Origin of the sequence: Lentzea terrae (genome assembly GCF_003265345.1) — a bacterium.
GTDB lineage: Bacteria > Actinomycetota > Actinomycetes > Mycobacteriales > Pseudonocardiaceae > Lentzea > Lentzea terrae.
The window spans coordinates 277,542-295,070 of record NZ_QFWW01000002.1 but is presented as its reverse complement, the minus strand read 5'-3'; the positions used below and the strand labels follow the sequence as shown (position 1 = coordinate 295,070).

Genomic DNA, 17,529 nt, shown 5'->3' with positions numbered 1-17,529 from the left:
CATGGGGGCAATTCGGGGATTTCTCAACTCTTGCCTGGCCGCGTTTCGGCCTGTGGGCTCGTCTTCGCACAACGCGTCGTCACACACCGACTCGGTGTGCTACTGGGGAACAAGAGGGAGGAACAGGCTTCATGGGGAACAGGAAATCGTCGTTCGTCGCGGCAGCGGTCGTGGCGGTGTCGGCGCTCGTCATGAGTGTCGGTGGAACCGCGTCGGCGGCCGAGGAGGCGGCCGCGCCGTCCTTGATCGACGGTGCCGGGCAGGAACAGGTCGAGATCACGGCGGTGTCCGACGGCGACGGCCTCGGCGCGCAGGCAGTGATCACCTGCCGCGGCAACACGGACAACCCGCACAAGTCGCACACGGACGGACGCAGGGCGAACGTGCACGTCAACATCACGTGCACGGCCAACGTCGCCAGGATCGCCGTGCGGGGCGCGATCTACCGCGACGGCCGGCTGGCGGGCACGTCCGCGCGCAACAGCGTCACGGTCGGCCGCCGCAGTGCGGCGAACCACGCCAACACGGCGTGCATCAACAACCACCAGTACGGCAGCTGGGTCGGCGGCGAGGTCACCTTCCCGGCCGGCTACCGCCCGCCGACCGGCCGGATCAGTGCGGTCGGCCGCAGCGCCCGCATCACCAACTGCTGACCAGTAGCGAGACGATGAGGACATGACCACAAATCCCGTTGGCGGCGCACCGAAGCCGGCACCGGCGGCAGCAGCTCACGCTTCGGCGTGGGCTGTTGCCGGTGTCCGAGACTTCGACGGCACGGTCGGCTCGATCGTGCCGTCGGTCTTCTCCGCGTACGCACGCGTGTTCCACCCCGCGTACCGCAGAACCGCGGCCAACGGCGTCGAACCGGTGCGCTGGCGAGAAGTGGCGGAGGCGCACCACCGCGTGATGCACCCGCTCGCGCAATGGCGGCAGATCAACCCGCCGTTGCCGGGCGAAACGACGAATCTCGAAAAGTGGGGCAGGGATCTCGGTTCCATCCCCGGACGCGAAGGCGTGTGGGACGACGAACCGGTGCTGGGCGCGATGCCGACCTCCGTCGCCGCCCGTCTCGCCGCCCTGCTCACCAGGTACACCGGCACACCTGACCGGTGCTGGCTGGCGGTCTGGGAGGGGTACGGCGACCTGGCCGGAACCTGGACCGCCGCGCCCCGGTTCGAGGTACCCGGTCGCGGCCTGCACCTGCTCACGGGCCCGGCGGCCGCGGCGGCGTTCCCGCTGTCGGACGAACGCCCGCCGCTCACGGAGCCCGACCGCCAGCTGCACCCGAACCTGTGGTGGCCCAGCGATCACGCCTGGTGCGTGGCGACGGACGTCGACATGATGACCACCTACGTCGGCGGCAGCGCTGAAGCCGTCGCGGCCGTGGTGGCCGACGCCGGGCTCGAAGCGTTCCCGGTGAACGTCGACGACGCCGTGACGTGGGACTCGGACACGGTCAACCGCGTGCGAGCCGGCGGATGATCCGTCACAGATCACCCCGTCGGAGTCGCGGACTACCAGCGGTTAACCCGACTGCCACTGAGGCGTCATCGTTCTGACCTGCTGTCATTCGCCAACCCGGCTTCACCCTGGTCCCCATGACGCAGCCGGAACTGCTTGTCAGCACCCCCGTCCAGCAGGACGAGGACGCCCCCCGCTACTCCCTCCTCGTCGCCCGCGACAGCGAAGAAGTCGTCGCCGCGCAGAGACTGCGCTACGAGGTGTTCGCCGGTGAGATGGGGGCGACGCTGCACACCAGCGTGCCCGGCCACGACGTCGACGAGTTCGACGAGCACTGCGACCACCTGGTGGTGCGCGACGACCGCACGGGCCAGATCGTCGGCGGCTACCGCATGCTGCCGCCGGAGCGCGCCAAGGAGGCCGGGCGGCTCTACAGCGATGGCGAGTTCGACCTCAAGAACCTCAACGACATCCGGCACTCCACGGTCGAGACCGGGCGCTCGTGCGTGCACCCCGACCACCGCAACGGGGCTGTCGTCAGCCTCGTGTGGGCCGGCATCGCGCGGTACATGTTGTTGAGCGGCCACAAGTGGCTCGTCGGGTGCGCGTCCATCCCGTTGCAGGACGGCGGCAGTTTCGCGGCCGGGGTCTGGGACACCGTGCACGCCAAGCACTACGCGCCGGAGCAGTACCGCGTCACGCCGCACATTCCGTGGGACGTCGACCACATCGCGCGGCCGGACAAGACGGTGCTGCCGCCGCTGCTGAAGGGTTACCTGCGACTCGGCGCCAAAGTCTGCGGACGGCCCGCACTCGACGCCGACTTCGGGGTCGCGGATCTGTTCATCCTGCTCGGCATGGATCACGTGGACCAGCGCTATCTCAAGTTCTTCCTGGGGGAGACGGCATGAGTCACGCCTGGATGCCCACGTCGCCGTGTGGTGACGGGTGCGTCAGCGGAACACCGGCAGAGGTCGGCAAGCTCCGTCAGGTCTGGAGGGCGGTGACGGCCGTCACGGCGATCCTTTGCGGCGCAATGATTGCGGTCGCGTTGCTGCTGCCCAGCAAGCAGCGCGAGAGCACCATTCGCATGTGGTTCCACGCCGTTCTCCGGGCGTTCGGCGTGAAACTGGAAGTCCACGGCGCGCGGAAGTTCCAGGAGATCCCCAAGCGCGGAGTGCTCGTCGCGAGCAACCACGTGTCGTGGCTGGACGAGCTCGCGATCGACTCGGTGCAGCCGATCAAGATCGTGGCCAAGAAGGACATCAAGAGCTGGCCGGTGCTCGGCAAGATCATCACGGCCGCGGGGACGGTCTACCTCGACCGCGAGAAGCTGCGTGAGTTGCCGCAGACCGTGCACGAACTGGCTGCAAGCCTGCGCAACGGCAGCGCGGTCGGCATCCACGCCGAGGGCACGACGTGGTGCGGGCTCGCGTCCGGGCGGTACAAGCCGGCGCTGTTCCAGGCCGCGCTCGACGCCGGTGTGCCGGTGCGGCCGATCGTGCTGCGCTACCGGATCGGCGACCACGTGACCACGCAGCCGGCGTTCGTCGGCAGCGACACGCTCGTCGACTCGATCCGCCGGGTGCTCAGGGTCAAGGGACTGGTCGTCGAGGTGCACGTGCTCGACGAGATCGCTCCCGGCCGTGCGGAGAACCGGCGCGAACTGGCAAGACTTGCCGAAGAGCAATCAAACCGCTTGACCTCGACCGAACTGGAGATAGCACCATCAACGGGTGACTCTCACCGCGCCCGCACGATCACGTCTCTGGTCGCCTGACCGCCGCTGGCCCACGACGGGCATCCTCCTGCTGGTCACGCTGTTCGCCTTCGAGGCGATGGGCGTCGGCACGGCGATGCCCACCATGGTCCGCGAGCTGAAGGGTGAGGCGCTGTACGCGTGGCCGTTCCTCGCGAACCTCGCGGCGAGCGTCATCGCGACCGTCTTCTCCGGACGGCTGTCCGACCGGCGGGGACCGAAGCTCTCGCTGCTGATCGGTGTCCTCCTCTTCCTCGCCGGACTGGTCGTCGCGGGCGTGGCGGAGACCATGACCGTGCTGCTCGTCGGCCGCGTGCTGCAGGGCTTCGGCGTGGGCTTCCTGATCGTCGCGGTCTACGTGCTGATCGCGGTCGCCTACCCCGAGAGCGACCGGCCGGCGGTGTTCGGGGCGCTGTCCGCGGCGTGGGTGGTGCCGTCGCTGGTGGGACCGGCGGTCGCGGGCTGGGCGACCGAGCACCTGACCTGGCGGCTCGTGTTCCTCGGGATCATCCCGCTGGTGCTGATCGGCATCGTGCTGCTCGTGCCCGTGCTCAAGAGCCTGCCCCCGCACGGCGCCACCCCGCCGCAGCGCAAGTACCTGCCGCTGGCCGCCGTGGCCGCGGGCGTCGGCGTGGCGGGCCTGAGCTGGGCGTTGCAGCACCGCACGTGGTGGCTGCTCGCGGTGTCGTTGCTGATGCTGGCGCCCGCGCTGCGAATCCTGCTGCCGAAGGGCACGCTGTTCGCCCGGCGCGGCCTCCCGGTGACGATCCTCGCGCGCGGCCTGCTGGCGGGCACGTTCTTCGCGGTCGAGAGCTTCATCCCGCTCACCCTGACCGTCGTGCACGGCTACGCGCCGCTGGAGGCCGGCCTTCCGCTGACGCTGAGCGCGCTCGGCTGGGCCAGCGCCTCGATGTGGGCGTCGCGGCACCCCGAGATCGAGCGCCACACCCTCGTGCGGGTCGGCTTCCTGTTCACCGCGGCCGGGATGGCGGCGGTGACGTTCATCGCACCCTCGTGGGGTCCTGCCTGGCTGACGTTCGTGTTGTGGGGCATCGCCGGCGCAGGCATGGGCATGGCGACGTCGAGCGTCGGCGTGCTGATGATGGCCGCTTCGCCCGAGGAGGACCGCGGTTTCAACTCGGCGGCGCTGCAGCTCTCCGACATGCTCTTCTGCGCGACCATGATCGGACTCGGCGGCGTCGTGGTCGTGGCCACCGCACCGACCACGGGCGTGGTGGTGCTGAACCTGTCCATGGCGGCGTTGGCCGTGGTGGGAGCGATTCTTACCGGACCCCGCATGCGGGCTACCCTGGACACCTGATGGCTTATCTCGACCACGCAGCCACGACCCCCATGCACGCGGAGGCGGTCGCGGCGATGACCGAGGCGTTGTCCACCACGGGCAACGCCTCGTCGCTGCACACCTCCGGCAGGCGGGCGCGGCGTGCGATCGAGGAGGCCCGCGAGACCATCGCCGACGCCCTGGGCGCCCGGCCGTCCGAGGTGCTGTTCACCGGCGGCGGCACGGAGAGCGACAACCTCGCGGTCAAGGGCATCTACTGGGCTTCCGGCAGGCGTCGCGTGCTGGCCTCCGCGGTCGAGCACCACGCGGTGCTGGACGCCGTCGACTGGCTGGAGCAGCGGGGCGCCGAGGTCACCTGGCTGCCGACCGACCGGTTCGGCCGGGTCTCCGCCGAGGTCGTCTTGGAGGCCTTGGGCTCAGCGGACGACGTCGCGCTCGTCACGACGATGTGGGCGAACAACGAGGTCGGCACCATCAACCCGGTGCACGACATCGCGGCCGTTTGTGCTGATCGCGGCGTACCGTTCCACACGGACGCGGTGCAGGCCGTGGGCGCGGTGCCGGTCGACTTCGCGGCCTCCGGCGCGTCGGCGTTGACCATGACCGGCCACAAGGTCGGCGGCCCGTACGGCGTCGGCGTGCTGCTGCTGGCGCGCGACGTGAAGTGCGCGCCACTAATGCACGGCGGCGGCCAGGAGCGGGACGTGCGGTCCGGCACCCTGGACGTGCCGTCGATCGTCGGTCTGGCTGCCGCGGTCCGGATTGCGGTGGACGAGCAGGAGCAGCGCCACGCACAGCTTTCCGCGCTGCGCGACGAGCTGATCGCGTCGGTGCGCGCGGTGGTGCCGGACGTGATCGTGAACGGCGACCCGGCCGACCGCCTGCCCGGCAACGCGCACCTGACGTTCCCCGGCTGCGAGGGCGACAGCCTGCTGATGCTGCTCGACGCGCGCGGCGTCGAGTGCTCGACGGGCTCCGCGTGCACGGCCGGTGTGGCGCAACCGTCGCACGTGCTGCTGGCAATGGGCGTGGAGCCTGCGCTGGCGCGCGGTTCCCTGAGGTTCTCGCTGGGGCATACGTCGACCCGCGCCGACGTTGAGAAGTTGGCGGCGGTGATCGGCCCGGTGGTCGAGCGCGCGCGTACGGCAGGTCTGGCAGGCATGAGGCGTTCCCGGAAGGTGGTCAAGCAGTGAAGGTCCTCGCGGCGATGAGCGGTGGTGTCGACTCCGCGGTGGCGGCGGCACGAGCCGTCGAAGCGGGACACGACGTCACGGGCGTCCACCTGGCTTTGTCGGCCAAGCCCGGCACGTTGCGCACCGGCGCCCGCGGCTGCTGCACGATCGAGGACGCGCACGACGCCCGCCGCGCCGCCGACCTGATGGGAATCCCGTTCTACGTCTGGGACTTCGCCGAGCGCTTCACCGAAGAGGTCGTGGAGGACTTCGTCGCGGAGTACGCGGCCGGCCGCACGCCCAACCCGTGCCTGCGCTGCAACGAGCGCATCAAGTTCGAGGCGTTGCTGGACAAGGCGATCGCGCTCGGCTTCGACGCGGTCTGCACCGGCCACTACGCACGGCTCGAGCTGGTGGACGGCCGTCCGGAGCTGCGTCGCGCCGCCGACCTGGGCAAGGACCAGTCGTACGTGCTGGCCTCGCTGACGTCCGACCAGCTCGCGCACGCGATGTTCCCGTTGGGGGACACGGTGAAGGACGACGTCCGGGTCGAAGCCGCGGCGCGCGGCCTGTCCGTGGCCAAGAAGCCGGACTCGCACGACATCTGCTTCATTCCCGACGGGGACACGCAGAAGTTCCTCGCCGGGCGGATGGAGACGCGGCCAGGGCTGCTGATCGACGACGAGACCGGGGCGGTGCTCGGACGGCACGCCGGGGTGCACGAGTTCACGGTGGGACAGCGCAAGGGGCTCGGAATCGACGGCCCGGCTCCCGACGGGCGACCTCGGTACGTCCTCTCGCTCGAGCCCGTCTCGGGGAACGTGCGCGTGGGGTCGGCCGAGAAGCTTGCGGTGACCGGGATCTCTGCTTCCGCTGCCGTTGCGCACGTGGAGTTGGACGGGCCCGTTGAGTGTGTTGCGCAGGTGCGCGCGCACGGCGGCACGGCACCTGCGGTGGCAGAGCTGGTCGATGGCGTTCTGCAGGTTCAGCTGCGGGAGCCGTTGAAGGGCGTGGCTCCCGGGCAGGCCGTGGCGATCTACCGCGAGGACGCTGCCGGCGATCTGGTGCTGGCCAGCGCGACGATCGACGCCACCAGCTGACTCAGCGGGGTTGCCAGTCGGAGTTCGCTCCACAGAGGATCACGCACGGCAGTTCGCCCGGCGCGTCGCCCTTGAGGAACGAGGCGAACGCCGCCGCACCGGCCGGCTCGACTGCCAGCCGGAAGTCCGCCCACAGACGGTCGCGGGCCGCGAGAATCTCCTCGTCGGACACCAGGACCGACGAAACATCGTGCTGTCGCAGGATTTCCAGCGACAGAGCGCCGGCGCGGGTGGCTCCCAGCGCGTCTGCGGCGATCGAGTTCACTTCGGAGTCGACCGGCTCACCGGCTTGCAGCGCGTTGTGCATGGCGCAGCAGTGCTCGGGCTCCACGGCGATGATGTGACGTCCACCAGAGGCCAGCGCGGCGCCCGCGACCAACCCGCCGCCACCGACCGCGACGTAGATCGAGTCCACTTCCGGCACGTCCTCGACGATCTCATGCGTGACCGTCGACTGGCCCTCGATGACCTTCGGGTCGTTGTACGCCTCGATGTACGGCAGGCCGAGGTCGCGGGCGGCCAGTGCGGCTTCGGCGTAGCTGTTGCCGTGCCGGATCAGCTTGGCGCCCAAGGCTTCGATGCGCTTGGTCTTGGCCTCGGGGGCGGTCACCGGGACGAAGACCGTGGCGTGTGCGCCGAGCAGCTGGGCGGCCTGGGCCACCGCGATGCCGTGGTTGCCACCCGAGGCGGTGACCACTTCGGACACGTTCAGGGACAGGAGCTTGTTGACCGCGCCGCGGATCTTGAACGAGCCGGTCAGCTGGAGGTGCTCCAGCTTGAGGACGAGGGGGCGGCCGTCGACCGAGACGTGCATGGTGGGAGTGCGGCGGACGTACTGCGACAGCGGGCTCATGAGACCAGTTTCCACAAGAACTGCACGAGGGTGACGACGCCGAGCAGAAAGCAGACGAGGACGAAGGTGCCGCCGATCATGACGACCAGGCAGGCGCCCCAGGACGTCTCCTCGTGCGGGGTGGCGTCCAGCTCGCGTTGCAGCTCGATGCGGGCTTCCAGGTACAGGGAGGCGAGGCGGGTGCGGGCCGTTTCGGTGGGGGCCTCGTCGACCCGGCCCTGCCAGCACAACGCCACGAGCCGGGCCTGGGCCCCGCGGTAGGCGCGTTCGAAGGCCAGGGTTTCTTCCGGGTCGCGGTCGTCGGAGAGGTAGGTCCAGCGACCGGCTTGGGCCGGCTGGCCGAGTACGCGGTAGACCTCGGCGAGGCGCTCGCGGAGATCGAGCCGGTGCGGGTAGGTGCCGATGAGCCCGGCGACGCGCTGACGTGCGCGAAGCACGCTCGCGAGGTCGCCGCGGCGCAACTCCTCGACCGCTTTGTGGAGCGTCAGCTCTGCCGGCATGCGAACCAGTTTTGCAGGTAGGGCTAGCTTTGACCTGTGTTCGGCCTATCACTGCTGGTCTCGGGCCTCGCCTGGTGGCTGGGGCTGTACCTGCTCGCCCGCGATCCGCGCAAGCCGCTGATGTGGTGGGCCGGCGCGGGCATGATCGGCTATTCGGCTGCGGTCGTTTTGCCGCATCCCGTGCTGGTCGGGCTACCGGCGCTGGCCTGGACGGGCGCGATCCTGTTGCTCTCCCGACCGGAATTGATCAAGTGGTGGCTCGTCGCCCTGCTGCCGTTCTTCGCCACCTCGTTCTGGGTGCCGTGGCTCGTCCTGCTCCCTTTGGTCGTGTCGACAGTCCTAGCCATAAGGAAACGTGCGTACTTTTCACTCGTAGGTGTGATGTTCGGGCTGTCGGCGGGTGCATTCCTGCTGGGTCTGCTGCCCGACGCGATCACGTTGCCGTCGCTGGGCTTCGACGTGGTGGTGTTCGGCGTGCTCGTGGCGGTGACCGACGCCGTCGAGGAGGGCGAGGCGATCCGTGCGGACATGTTGCGGTCGTTGGTGATCGCCGGCTTCACGGCGGTGCTGTTCGGATCGCAGGTGATCTTCTTCGGTGGTCCGGAGCTGCTCGCCTACACGACGGTCGCGGCGGCCATCGCGGTGCAGGTGCTGGCGAACCCGCTCGCGGCCGCCGTCGACCGGCTCGCCGTGCCCGCCCTGGCCGCGCAACGGGCCGAGTTGCGCGAGGCCGCGGAGTCGCTGCCCAAGCGGCGGCCGTTGGTCACCGAGAACGAGGCCGAGTTCGCGCGGCTGACGCGGAAGGCGTTGAGCCACTACGGCGATCTCGGAAAGCTCGTCGCGAGTCCGTTGATCACTTTGACCGACGAGGCTCCGCCGCTTGATCGGGCCGCGCAGTTGAAGAGCATGTTGCTGACGAGCATTCAACGGCTGAAGCCCGCGGACGGCGATTTCGGCACGAGCGACGAATGGCGTTACTACAACGCCCTGTACTTCTACTACGTCAAGGGAATCCGGCCGTATTCGGTGCGGACCAAGCGCGAGGACCTCGACGCGGAGGATCGCCGTGCGCTGCAGTGGTTCGTGACACAGGTGCCCGAGCGGACGCTGCACAACTGGCAGAACGCGGCCGCGCGCCTGGTCGCGGCCGACCTGATGGCAGGAGTTGGCAGCGCTTGACGTGGTTCTGGCAGCGCTGCACCGGCGATCGTCAGGCCATGTTGAAATTCGCCTTGAAACTCGACGGTGTCGCTTCGTTCGCACTCGGCCTGCTGACCCTGCTGGTACGCCCGGAAGTGGGGATGCCGGTGGGATGGCAGATCGGGCTCGGCCTTTTCTGCGTGGTTTACGGCGTGGGCGTCTTCGCATTGGGCACGCGCCCCGTGCCGGACCGCCGAATCGTGCTGCTGGTCATCATCGGCAATCTGGTGTGGGGTCTGGACAGCATTCTCACCGCCGAGCTGAAGTGGTTCCCGCTCACCGACGTCGGCGTCGCGCTGGTGCTCGCCCAGGGGCTCGCCGTGCTCGGTTTCGCGGTGCTGCAGTTCATCGGCCTCAGGAGCGCAGCGTCCGCGACCGACCGCGGAACTCGGCCACGATCTCAGTCCCTCGCCTGACCGTGATGTCGTAGATCCCGCTGCGGCCGAACCGGGTCCGTTCCACCGCCTCCGCCACCAGCTCGTCGCCCTCGTGCACGGGCTTGATGAAGTCGATCTCGGCCGTGGCGGCGACGGTGACGGACCCGGCCCTGTTGCAGGCGCAGGCGAACGCCGTGTCCGCCAGCAGGAAGACGTAGCCGCCGTGCGCGATGCCGTGGCCGTTGATCATATTTTCGGCGACCGACATGCGCAGCAACGCGTAGCCGTCGCGCAGCTCGACCGGCGTGATGCCGAGCGCGGTGGAGGCCTTGTCGGCGGCGAGCATCTCGGCAGGACCATTCATTCGTGCACTCTAATCACTCTGAAGGTGGTGTCACCTCGCGCTGACCACGCCTTACTGTCCCAAACGCTTGATCGCTCAACATCGGAGGTGGTCATCGTGGGTGGATGTTCTTGCTGTGGTGGATGCACGGGTCCTGGCTGCGGGTGCTGCAGCAGCTGCTAGGAGGACTGGACGAACGGTGAAGGCCGGTGCGAGCCTCTCGCACCGGCCTTCACGCGATGAAAGGATCAGCCGACGCACTGCGCGTAGGCGTCACCCATCGCTGCCTCTTGCCCGGGTTCGCACGGCGAGTCCGGCATGAGGAACGTGTCCGCGTTCTGCCGGAGGCCTGCGTGCAGCGCGTTGGCCATCCGGGTCGGGTTGCCGCTCGCCAGCGCGTCGTTGATCTGCTGGTTCCGGTCCCAGGTCGTGGTGCAGCTGAGGAAGATGCCGGGCGTGACGTGCTTCGGCAGCCAGTACGCCCGCAGGTCGAAGTGGCACGACTGGACCGTCCACTTTGGTGCGGCCTGAGCGGCGGGAGCCACCCAGAGACTTGCAAGCAGAGCGACGCTGACGACGGCGATGGACCTTCGAGCGAATCTGATCACTGGACTTCTCCTGTAGTCGGTCACGGTGAAAAGTCCACGTCCGCTGAGGTGGTCGGCGGCCTGGGGTGCGTTGTTAGCGGCTCATCTCGCATTCACCCGGTTCAGCTACCCCGCGGCGCAGGCAGGCAGGAAGGGCGCGGGTGGGAACGCGGGGCGCGTCGCGTTCCCACCCACGAACAGGGAGGTGCTCGCACTCGGCACGATGACCGAAATCTTCGCCAGGCGTTTGCGCCGCCCAGTAGGGCACCTCGCGGCCCCGGCCCCGCGCCCCCGTACAACCAGTACGAGGGCGCGGGGCCGGAACCGCGATGCACCCGCCTGGGCGGTGCAACCACCTGACGAAGGTTCCGGCCATCGCGCTCGGCACCTGCTCAATCACGGTAAGTGGCCTAGACCACAGCGTCAATGGGTCTAGACCTTTCTTGTCTGCAGGACAGTGGAACAATTCGGCGGGTGCGTGGAGCCACTGGAATCGGATCGCTGCCCGGAACCGACATCGACGAGGCGGCGCGCGTCGTCGTCGGAGAACTGCCTGAGCTGCCGCACGTGCCGGAGCTGCCTGCGCGGGGAGTGGGCGCGGACATGATCGGCCGCACCGCCGGCCTGCTCGTCGACCTCGCGATCGAGGTCATCACGTCCGGCTATCGGGTGAACCCGCGGCCCGGCCGTGACCACCGCCGTGCGGTTGATCTGCTGCGCGGCGACCTGGACGCGTTCGACGAGGCGTTGGAACGTGCGGGCGCGCAGCCGGAGACGGTCAAAGTGCAGGCCGTCGGGCCGTGGACGCTGATGTCGAACATCGAGCTGATGCGCGGCCATCGGGTGCTCACGGACCGCGGGGCGGTGAAGGAGTTCTCCGAGTCGCTCGCCGAAGGCCTGAAGCAGCACGCCGCCGAGGTCGCCAAGCGCACCAGGGCGAAGGTGGTCGTGCAGCTCGACGAGCCGGGCCTGCCCGCCGTGTTGCGGGGGCTGCTGCCGACGCCGTCCAAGCTGGGCACCGTGCCTGCCGTGCCTGAGCCGGACGCCCGTGCGGTGCTCGCGACGGTGATCGAGGCGCTGAAGGACCACGAGGTGCTCGTCCACTGCTGTGCCCCGCAGCCGCCGTTGACGCTGCTCAGGGAAGCCGGCGCGGCCGCGATCGCGTTCGACGTCAGCTTGGTCCAGGGGGCAGAGGCGCTCGACGAGATCGGCGAGACCTGGGAGGCGGGCACGACGCTGGCGTTGGGTCTGGTCCCGAGCCTCGACCCCGGCACGCCCGTGACGTTGAAGGACGTGGGGCAGCGGGCGTTCACCCTCGTCGACCGGCTGGGCTTCCCGCGGTCGATCCTCGCGGAGAGGGCGCTACCCACTCCGACGTGCGGTCTAGCGGGTGCGACGGCCGGTTGGGTCAAGCGTTCGCTGTCGCTGACCCGTGATCTCTCCTCGGCCTTTTTGGAACCGCCAGAGGGCTGGTGATGTCCGGATTGGGCGGCTAGTCTGCTGCGAACTATTAGGAAACTTTCTTAACCGTAGGCCGTCCGCCGAGGCCTGGACCGGGAGTTCCCCTCATGCGCATCAGACGTGCGGCTCTCGTGGCCGCAGTGCTCACAGGTGTGGTCGTCGCGCCTGCTCAGGCGGCCCCCGCCGGACACATCCGGCTGGACCAGATCGGTTTCGGCACCACCGAGGCGAAGCACGCGTACGTGCTCGGTGGCGCCGCGAACACCAAGTTCACCGTCGTCGACAGCCGCGGCAGGACCGTGCTGACCGGCAGGACGGGCGCCTCGACGGGCTCGTGGAGCGAGAAGTTCCCTTCGGTACACCCGATCGACTTCTCCCGCGTGCAGACGCCGGGCACGTACCGGATCAAGGTCGGCTCGATCACCTCGCCGACGTTCAAGATCGACTCGCTGAACAAGCTGTTCGCGCCGGTCGCGCACAACACGGTCGAGTTCTTCCAGGCGCAGCGGGACGGCGCTCAGGTGATCCCCGGCCGGCTGAACCGCAAGCCCGCGCACCTCACCGACCGCGACGCGATGGTCTACGAGGAGCCGGTGTTCAAGGGCGAGGGCGGCGACCAGATCGCGGCGCCGCTGAAGCCCACGGGTGTCAAGGTCGACCTCGAAGGCGGCTGGTTCGACGCGGGTGACTTCGTGAAGTTCACCCACGCGTCGTCGTACTCCACCGCGTCGATGCTGCTGGCGTTGCGCAACAAGCACAACGACGCGCTGTACGAGGAGGCCAAGTTCGGCCTCAAGTGGCTCGACAAGGCGTGGGACGAGAAGTCCGGCGTGCTGTACGCGCAGGTCGGCATCGGCACCGGCTCCGAGGAGTTCGGCTTCGTCGGCGACCACGACGTGTGGCGCCTGCCGGAGGCCGACGACAAGCTCAACGTGCAGCCGGGCGACCGCGAGTACTACATCAAGCACCGCCCGGTGTTCCGCGCGAACAAGGCCGGCGAGAAGATCAGCCCGAACCTGGTCGGCCGCGTGGCGGGCTCGTTCGCGTTGGCCGCGCAGATCGAGGCTCGCCGGAACCCGCGCCTCGCGTGCGAGTACCTGAACAAGGCTGCTTCGCTGTTCGCGCTGGCCAAGACGTCGGACGTCGGCGAGCTCGTGACGGCGTTCCCGCACGCCTACTACCCCGAATCGTCGTGGACCGACGACATGGAGTTCGGCGCGACCCAGCTCGCGCTGGCGGCGAAGGCGTTGAACGACAGGCGTTACGGGCAGTTCGCTCGGGCGGCGGCCCACTGGGCCAAGGAGTTCCTGGCGACGGCCGACCCGGACACGTTGAACGTCTACAACATCTCCGCTCTGGGCCACGCCGACCTCGCTCCGTTGCTGAAGAGGGGCGTGCCCGGCGCGCCGGTGACCGAGGCGCAGGTCGTGGGCGACATCCAGCGCCAGCTGCAACAGGGCGCCGACGCGGCTCAGCGCTCGCCGTTCCGCACCGCCGCCAACGTCGAGACCTGGGACGTCGGCTCGCGCACGTTCGGCTTCATCACCACGGCTGCTTTGTACGAGAAGCTGACCGGGTCTGCGCAGTACAAGACGTTCGGCACGCAGCAGCGCGGCTTCGCCCTCGGCACCAACGCCTGGGGCACCTCGCTGATCGTCGGCGTCGGCTCGAAGTTCCCGGAGTGCCCGCACCACCAGGCGGCGAACCTGTCCGGCTCCACTTCCGGTGGCTCGAAGGTGCTGGTCGGCGCCGTGATCAACGGCCCGAACGACGCCACGCTGTTCGGGGACCTCGGCGAGATGCCGCCGGGCTCAGTGCCGTGCACCAAGCCGTACACGCTGGAGTTCAACTCCGCGAAGTCCGTGTTCGCCGACGACCTGCGTTCGTGGCCGAGCTCCGAGCCCGCGATCGACTTCACGGCGACGGGCGTGCTCGGCTTCTCGCTGATCGCGGCCGGCTGAGTGGCGCCGGCGCGAGCCTGGGTGTCCAATTCGGACTTGTGCTCAGGCTCGCGCTGGTCTTTCTGCTTTTGACGGCAGGTACGGCTTCGGCCTTGCCGTTGAACGCTTCCTGCCGAGTGCCCGGCGTGCACGACCCGGAGGTCATCCGGATCGTGCACGCCGTTGGTCTTTCCTTACGCGTCAGCGACAAGGTGATGCTCGCCGGGTTCGAGGCCGGGTGGGTCGAGTCGCACATGAACAACCTCGACTGCGGTGACGCCGACTCGCTGGGCGTGTTCCAGCAACGGCCGTCGATGGGCTGGGGGACGCCCGAGCAGATCATGGACGTGTCGTACGCGGCGCGGCGGTTCTTCGAGGTCGCGGTGGAGGTGGATCGGCCGGACCTTTCGCCCGGGTTGCTCGCGGATGCGGTGCAGCGGTCTTGTTGTCCGTTGCGCTACGACGAGGCGGAGGGGCGGGCGTCGTCCATGCTCCGGCAGGCTTGGCAGGGCGGGCCTGAGGTTGTCGACGGTGGCGTGTACGTGGTGGAGGACGGCGATGTCTGGGGTGGGCGGACGCGGCTGAGCTCGTCCGGTGACTTCGTAGGGCGTCCTTCGGTGGCTGGGCGCTTTGTGTTCGCGCGGACTTCTCGCGGTGACGTCAGGGCTTTGGCTGACGGGGTGTGGCGGCCGGTGGCGGCTGGGGTGGCCGGGGATCCCGAGGCCGTGCTTCGTCCTGATGGGACGGTCGGCCTGTACGCCGTGCTGGCCGATGGCAGCGTGGCGAAATTGTCAGACCCCTCTGCGACGATTGGGATGGGGGGTAGCTCCCCCCAGGGGGTCGGCCAATCCGGATCGATTCCGCTGAGCCCGCCGGGGTTCGCGAGCGGCAAGCCGTCCGCGATCGCCTACCCGGACGGGTCGGTTGCCGTGTACGTGCGGTCGGGCGGCGCGCTCATGGCCAGCGCGGCCGGTGCATGGCGGGAGATCACCCAAGGCCTGGAGGGCTCGCCGGAAGCGGTGCTCCGTCCTGATGGGACGGTCGGCCTGTACACGCTGATCGGCGCCCGAGTGCACCGCCTGACCACGGCCTGGGAGCCGTTGGGCGAAGGCCGTTTCATCGACACGGTGTCCGCACAGCCCGACGGCACCGTCCACGCCCGCCGAGCCAACGGCGACGTGCTCAGAGTCGGTTGAACGGCTCCGCATACCGGAACGCCCCAGCCGGCGCCGGACCGAACAGCCTCGCCTGAAAATGCGGCGCCCACTCGGCCACGGGCGGCGTGATCCCGAACTCGGAAGCCAGCCGGAACCCGAACCGCGAGTAGTAGTCAGGGCTGCCCAGCAGGATCACCGCAAGCTCCCCGCGAGCCTCCGCCGCCCCCAGAACCGCGTGCATCAGCGCCGAACCCACCCCGGACCGTTGATGATCAGGCCGCACGCTGACCGGCCCTATCCCGATCGCAGGGAAATCGCCGATGTACCCGCGAGTGCCGACGACATGCCCCACCACACCATCGGCCACGAGCGACAACTCCGGGATCCAGCCCTCGTCCTCCCGCAGCCAGTCGATCAACAGCGCCTCGGGCCCGTTCTTGAACGCGAGGTTCGTGACCGAGCGGATGGCGTCGATGTCTGCGGGCGTTTCCCGCCGGATCAGCATGACGGGCACTGTGGCCAACGAAGTCGCCGCGCGCCACTCAGTTTTCAAAGCCATAATCCGCGCGTGGCCGTCAGACAGACCGTGATGGTGTGTGTACTCGCCGTGCTTGCTTACGGCGTCCTGTGGTGGTTCTTCAGCGACGAAGATGAGCCGACCCATACAACCCCGGTGTTCCTCACGGACTACTCGAAGGCCGAGAAGGGCACCTGCGTGAAGTTCGCCGGCGCCGGCGAGGACGACCTGGGCCTGACCGTCATCGACTGCAAGGGCGAGCGGGCGGCGCTCAAGGTCGGAACCGTGCTGGCCAGCACCAACGGCGAGTGCCCCCGCGGCGACTACAAGGTGCTGCGCGACACCAGGCACAACGCGGCGCTGTGCCTGCTGCCCAACGCCGAGCAGGGCGACTGCTTCGAGTTCGACACCGAGGACCTGCAGCGGTCGGTCGTGTCCAAGTTCGACTGCGCGGCGCCGCGGGTGAACGTGCAGGTGGTCGGCATCGCGGAAGAAAGTTGCCCCGCAGAGGCCGAACTCGGTGTTCCCTATGAGGAGATGACGCTCTGCCTGAGGAGGGTGCGTTGATCTTCTTCGAAGACGCCGCCGAGTTCGACGCGTGGCTGCACGAGAACGGTGCCACCGAGACCGAGCTGTGGATCAAGTACGCCAAGAAGGGATCCGGGCTGAAGACGATCACCTACGACGAGGCGCTGGACATCGCGTTGTGCCACGGGTGGATCGACGGGCTCGTGCGGTCGATCGACGACACCTACTACTCGCAGCGGTGGACGCCGCGGAAGCCGCGCAGCAGGTGGTCCAAGCGCAACTGCGGCAAGGTCGAGGAGCTGATCGCCGCGGGCAGGATGCTGCCGGCGGGACTGAAGGAAATCGAGAAGGCGAAAGCGGACGGCCGTTGGGAGGCGGCGTACGCCGGCCCGGCCACGATCGAGGTACCCGACGACTTCAAGGCAGCGCTCAAGGCCAACCCCAAGGCGCAAACCGCGTTCGAGGGGCTGAACAGCCAGAACCGGTACGCGATCCTGATACGCATCCACGACGCGAAGCGCGCGGAGACACGCCAACGCAGGATCGCCCAGTTCGTCGAAATGCTGGCAGACGGACGCAAGCTCTACGCTTGACCGAATGAAGTGGTTCCGCCGCCGCAAAGCCGACGAAGCAACACCGACGCACCTGCCGAACGCCGAGGAAGCCGCAACGCGCTTCTGGGAGCGGTGGTTCGAGCTGGTACCGGTGGTGAGCGCGGCACTCGGCGACGGCGAGCCGCAGCGCGTGGAGGACGAGCTGAAGGAGCTCGTCAGCGGGCTGCACCCCGACCTCGTGTTCTCGCTCGAACAGGGTCACCTCGCGATGTACGCGCTGGTGATCACCGGCCAGGAGGACCCGCGGCTGCGGCCCTACACCGACGCGTGGATCAAGGCCGCGCCGCCGACGGACATGGTGTGGGAGTTCCACGACTCGGTGCCGCCGGTGCCGGACCCGACCGAGGTCGTCGTGAACCTCGGCGAGGTCAAGATGCGGCTCGGCGACTACCGGATCGTGGCCCAGGTGGACGGTGAGGTCGTCGACGTCGCGGTCTACCACCCGGCGCTCGCGGAGCTGACCGAGCAGCAGCGGCAGACGATGACGTTCCTGCCGCTGGACGTCACGCTGGGCGAGCGGCTGGCGGGGGAGCGGCTGCGGCGCGTGGAGACCGCGCAGCTGGAGCCGGAGGGCACGATCAGCCTGCTGGAGCTGCGTTCACTCGTTCGCACACTCGCCGCGGTTGCGGACGACTGAAACTGTCAGACCTGCTCACT

The 17,529-nt window shown here is 68.8% G+C and carries 20 protein-coding genes; 15 read left to right on the top strand and 5 right to left on the bottom strand.

Going from position 1 to position 17,529, the window contains the following annotated elements; genetic code table 11:
• Window positions 1–131: 131 nt before the first annotated feature.
• From DI276_RS04635 to mnmA, 7 genes are all read left to right on the top strand, one after another.
• Window positions 132–653, top strand: a complete 522-nt coding sequence (locus tag DI276_RS04635) for a hypothetical protein (protein WP_112262010.1) — start codon at window positions 132–134, stop codon at window positions 651–653.
• Between the two features lie 22 nt (window positions 654–675).
• Window positions 676–1,482, top strand: a complete 807-nt coding sequence (locus tag DI276_RS04630; RefSeq protein ID WP_112262009.1) for a hypothetical protein — start codon at window positions 676–678, stop codon at window positions 1,480–1,482.
• A gap of 116 nt (window positions 1,483–1,598) precedes the next feature.
• The gene (locus tag DI276_RS04625) at window positions 1,599–2,372 is read left to right on the top strand and encodes a GNAT family N-acetyltransferase (protein WP_112262008.1); all 774 of its coding nucleotides are present in this window, start codon (window positions 1,599–1,601) and stop codon (window positions 2,370–2,372) included.
• Window positions 2,369–3,241, top strand: coding sequence for a lysophospholipid acyltransferase family protein (locus tag DI276_RS04620; protein WP_112262007.1), 873 nt, complete (start codon window positions 2,369–2,371; stop codon window positions 3,239–3,241). Before DI276_RS04625 ends, DI276_RS04620 begins: the two co-directional genes overlap by 4 nt.
• Window positions 3,198–4,541: an MFS transporter gene (locus DI276_RS04615; RefSeq protein WP_112262006.1), complete on the top strand. Its 1,344-nt coding sequence runs from the start codon at window positions 3,198–3,200 to the stop codon at window positions 4,539–4,541. The genes DI276_RS04620 and DI276_RS04615 overlap by 44 nt, the downstream gene beginning before the upstream one ends.
• Window positions 4,541–5,716, top strand: coding sequence for a cysteine desulfurase family protein (locus DI276_RS04610; protein WP_112262005.1), 1,176 nt, complete (start codon window positions 4,541–4,543; stop codon window positions 5,714–5,716). Before DI276_RS04615 ends, DI276_RS04610 begins: the two co-directional genes overlap by 1 nt.
• A complete protein-coding gene (mnmA, locus tag DI276_RS04605) occupies window positions 5,713–6,795 on the top strand; it encodes a tRNA 2-thiouridine(34) synthase MnmA (protein ID WP_112262004.1) in 1,083 nt (360 codons plus the stop codon). Before DI276_RS04610 ends, mnmA begins: the two co-directional genes overlap by 4 nt.
• Before the next feature lies 1 nt (window position 6,796).
• On the opposite strand, the gene DI276_RS04600 is transcribed toward mnmA, so the two are convergent.
• Window positions 6,797–7,648 (bottom strand): serine/threonine dehydratase, encoded by an 852-nt coding sequence (locus tag DI276_RS04600; RefSeq protein WP_112262003.1) that lies wholly within the window; start codon window positions 7,646–7,648, stop codon window positions 6,797–6,799.
• Window positions 7,645–8,148, bottom strand: a complete 504-nt coding sequence (locus DI276_RS04595) for a DUF6584 family protein (RefSeq protein WP_112262002.1) — start codon at window positions 8,146–8,148, stop codon at window positions 7,645–7,647. The genes DI276_RS04600 and DI276_RS04595 overlap by 4 nt, the downstream gene beginning before the upstream one ends.
• Window positions 8,149–8,184: 36 nt before the next feature.
• Here DI276_RS04595 and DI276_RS04590 point away from each other — a divergent pair, with 36 nt between their 5' ends.
• Both DI276_RS04590 and DI276_RS04585 read left to right on the top strand, forming a co-directional pair.
• Window positions 8,185–9,327 carry a hypothetical protein gene (locus DI276_RS04590; protein ID WP_112262001.1) on the top strand — a complete coding sequence of 381 codons (1,143 nt, stop codon included), beginning with the start codon at window positions 8,185–8,187 and terminating at the stop codon, window positions 9,325–9,327.
• A 38-nt stretch (window positions 9,328–9,365) separates the two neighbouring features.
• Window positions 9,366–9,764, top strand: a complete 399-nt coding sequence (locus tag DI276_RS04585) for a hypothetical protein (protein WP_232836447.1) — start codon at window positions 9,366–9,368, stop codon at window positions 9,762–9,764.
• Here the strand turns inward: DI276_RS04585 and paaI are convergent.
• Window positions 9,703–10,089, bottom strand: coding sequence for a hydroxyphenylacetyl-CoA thioesterase PaaI (paaI, locus tag DI276_RS04580; protein ID WP_112261999.1), 387 nt, complete (start codon window positions 10,087–10,089; stop codon window positions 9,703–9,705). The genes DI276_RS04585 and paaI overlap by 62 nt on opposite strands.
• Before the next feature lie 227 nt (window positions 10,090–10,316).
• Window positions 10,317–10,676 carry a hypothetical protein gene (locus tag DI276_RS04575; protein ID WP_112261998.1) on the bottom strand — a complete coding sequence of 120 codons (360 nt, stop codon included), beginning with the start codon at window positions 10,674–10,676 and terminating at the stop codon, window positions 10,317–10,319.
• A gap of 405 nt (window positions 10,677–11,081) precedes the next feature.
• Here DI276_RS04575 and DI276_RS04570 point away from each other — a divergent pair, with 405 nt between their 5' ends.
• The 3 genes from DI276_RS04570 (at window position 11,082) to DI276_RS04560 (ending at window position 15,252) form a co-directional block, all read left to right on the top strand.
• Entirely contained in the window at window positions 11,082–12,131 is a 1,050-nt protein-coding gene (locus DI276_RS04570) for a methionine synthase (RefSeq protein WP_112261997.1), read from the top strand.
• A 92-nt stretch (window positions 12,132–12,223) separates the two neighbouring features.
• Window positions 12,224–14,077 (top strand): glycoside hydrolase family 9 protein, encoded by a 1,854-nt coding sequence (locus DI276_RS04565; protein ID WP_112261996.1) that lies wholly within the window; start codon window positions 12,224–12,226, stop codon window positions 14,075–14,077.
• 92 nt (window positions 14,078–14,169) lie between these two features.
• Entirely contained in the window at window positions 14,170–15,252 is a 1,083-nt protein-coding gene (locus DI276_RS04560; protein WP_157984514.1) for a hypothetical protein, read from the top strand.
• On the opposite strand, the gene DI276_RS04555 is transcribed toward DI276_RS04560, so the two are convergent.
• Window positions 15,239–15,718 (bottom strand): GNAT family N-acetyltransferase, encoded by a 480-nt coding sequence (locus tag DI276_RS04555; RefSeq protein ID WP_112262213.1) that lies wholly within the window; start codon window positions 15,716–15,718, stop codon window positions 15,239–15,241. The genes DI276_RS04560 and DI276_RS04555 overlap by 14 nt on opposite strands.
• 63 nt (window positions 15,719–15,781) lie before the next feature.
• Between DI276_RS04555 and DI276_RS04550 the strand changes: the two genes are divergently transcribed.
• Genes DI276_RS04550 through DI276_RS04540 form a run of 3 tightly spaced genes read left to right on the top strand, consistent with a single transcriptional unit; the run spans window position 15,782 to window position 17,509 of the window.
• Window positions 15,782–16,297: an LppU/SCO3897 family protein gene (locus DI276_RS04550; protein ID WP_157984513.1), complete on the top strand. Its 516-nt coding sequence runs from the start codon at window positions 15,782–15,784 to the stop codon at window positions 16,295–16,297.
• A complete protein-coding gene (locus tag DI276_RS04545) occupies window positions 16,294–16,851 on the top strand; it encodes a YdeI/OmpD-associated family protein (RefSeq protein ID WP_232836445.1) in 558 nt (185 codons plus the stop codon). The genes DI276_RS04550 and DI276_RS04545 overlap by 4 nt, the downstream gene beginning before the upstream one ends.
• A gap of 4 nt (window positions 16,852–16,855) precedes the next feature.
• Window positions 16,856–17,509 carry a hypothetical protein gene (locus DI276_RS04540; protein WP_112261992.1) on the top strand — a complete coding sequence of 218 codons (654 nt, stop codon included), beginning with the start codon at window positions 16,856–16,858 and terminating at the stop codon, window positions 17,507–17,509.
• Window positions 17,510–17,529 lie beyond the last annotated feature (20 nt).

Excerpts from the sequence above, each read along its gene's own strand:
- DI276_RS04555 (WP_112262213.1), bottom strand. The coding sequence starts at position 15,718 with ATGCTGATCCGGCGGGAAACGCCCGCAGACATCGACGCCATCCGCTCG.
- DI276_RS04630 (WP_112262009.1), top strand. The coding sequence starts at position 676 with ATGACCACAAATCCCGTTGGCGGCGCACCGAAGCCGGCACCGGCGGCA.
- DI276_RS04570 (WP_112261997.1), top strand. The coding sequence starts at position 11,082 with ATGGGTCTAGACCTTTCTTGTCTGCAGGACAGTGGAACAATTCGGCGG.
- DI276_RS04585 (WP_232836447.1), top strand. The coding sequence starts at position 9,366 with ATGTTGAAATTCGCCTTGAAACTCGACGGTGTCGCTTCGTTCGCACTC.
- DI276_RS04625 (WP_112262008.1), top strand. The coding sequence starts at position 1,599 with ATGACGCAGCCGGAACTGCTTGTCAGCACCCCCGTCCAGCAGGACGAG.
- DI276_RS04610 (WP_112262005.1), top strand. The coding sequence starts at position 4,541 with ATGGCTTATCTCGACCACGCAGCCACGACCCCCATGCACGCGGAGGCG.
- DI276_RS04565 (WP_112261996.1), top strand. The coding sequence starts at position 12,224 with ATGCGCATCAGACGTGCGGCTCTCGTGGCCGCAGTGCTCACAGGTGTG.
- DI276_RS04635 (WP_112262010.1), top strand. The coding sequence starts at position 132 with ATGGGGAACAGGAAATCGTCGTTCGTCGCGGCAGCGGTCGTGGCGGTG.
- DI276_RS04600 (WP_112262003.1), bottom strand. The coding sequence starts at position 7,648 with ATGAGCCCGCTGTCGCAGTACGTCCGCCGCACTCCCACCATGCACGTC.
- paaI (WP_112261999.1), bottom strand. The coding sequence starts at position 10,089 with ATGAATGGTCCTGCCGAGATGCTCGCCGCCGACAAGGCCTCCACCGCG.
- DI276_RS04595 (WP_112262002.1), bottom strand. The coding sequence starts at position 8,148 with ATGCCGGCAGAGCTGACGCTCCACAAAGCGGTCGAGGAGTTGCGCCGC.
- DI276_RS04620 (WP_112262007.1), top strand. The coding sequence starts at position 2,369 with ATGAGTCACGCCTGGATGCCCACGTCGCCGTGTGGTGACGGGTGCGTC.
- DI276_RS04540 (WP_112261992.1), top strand. The coding sequence starts at position 16,856 with ATGAAGTGGTTCCGCCGCCGCAAAGCCGACGAAGCAACACCGACGCAC.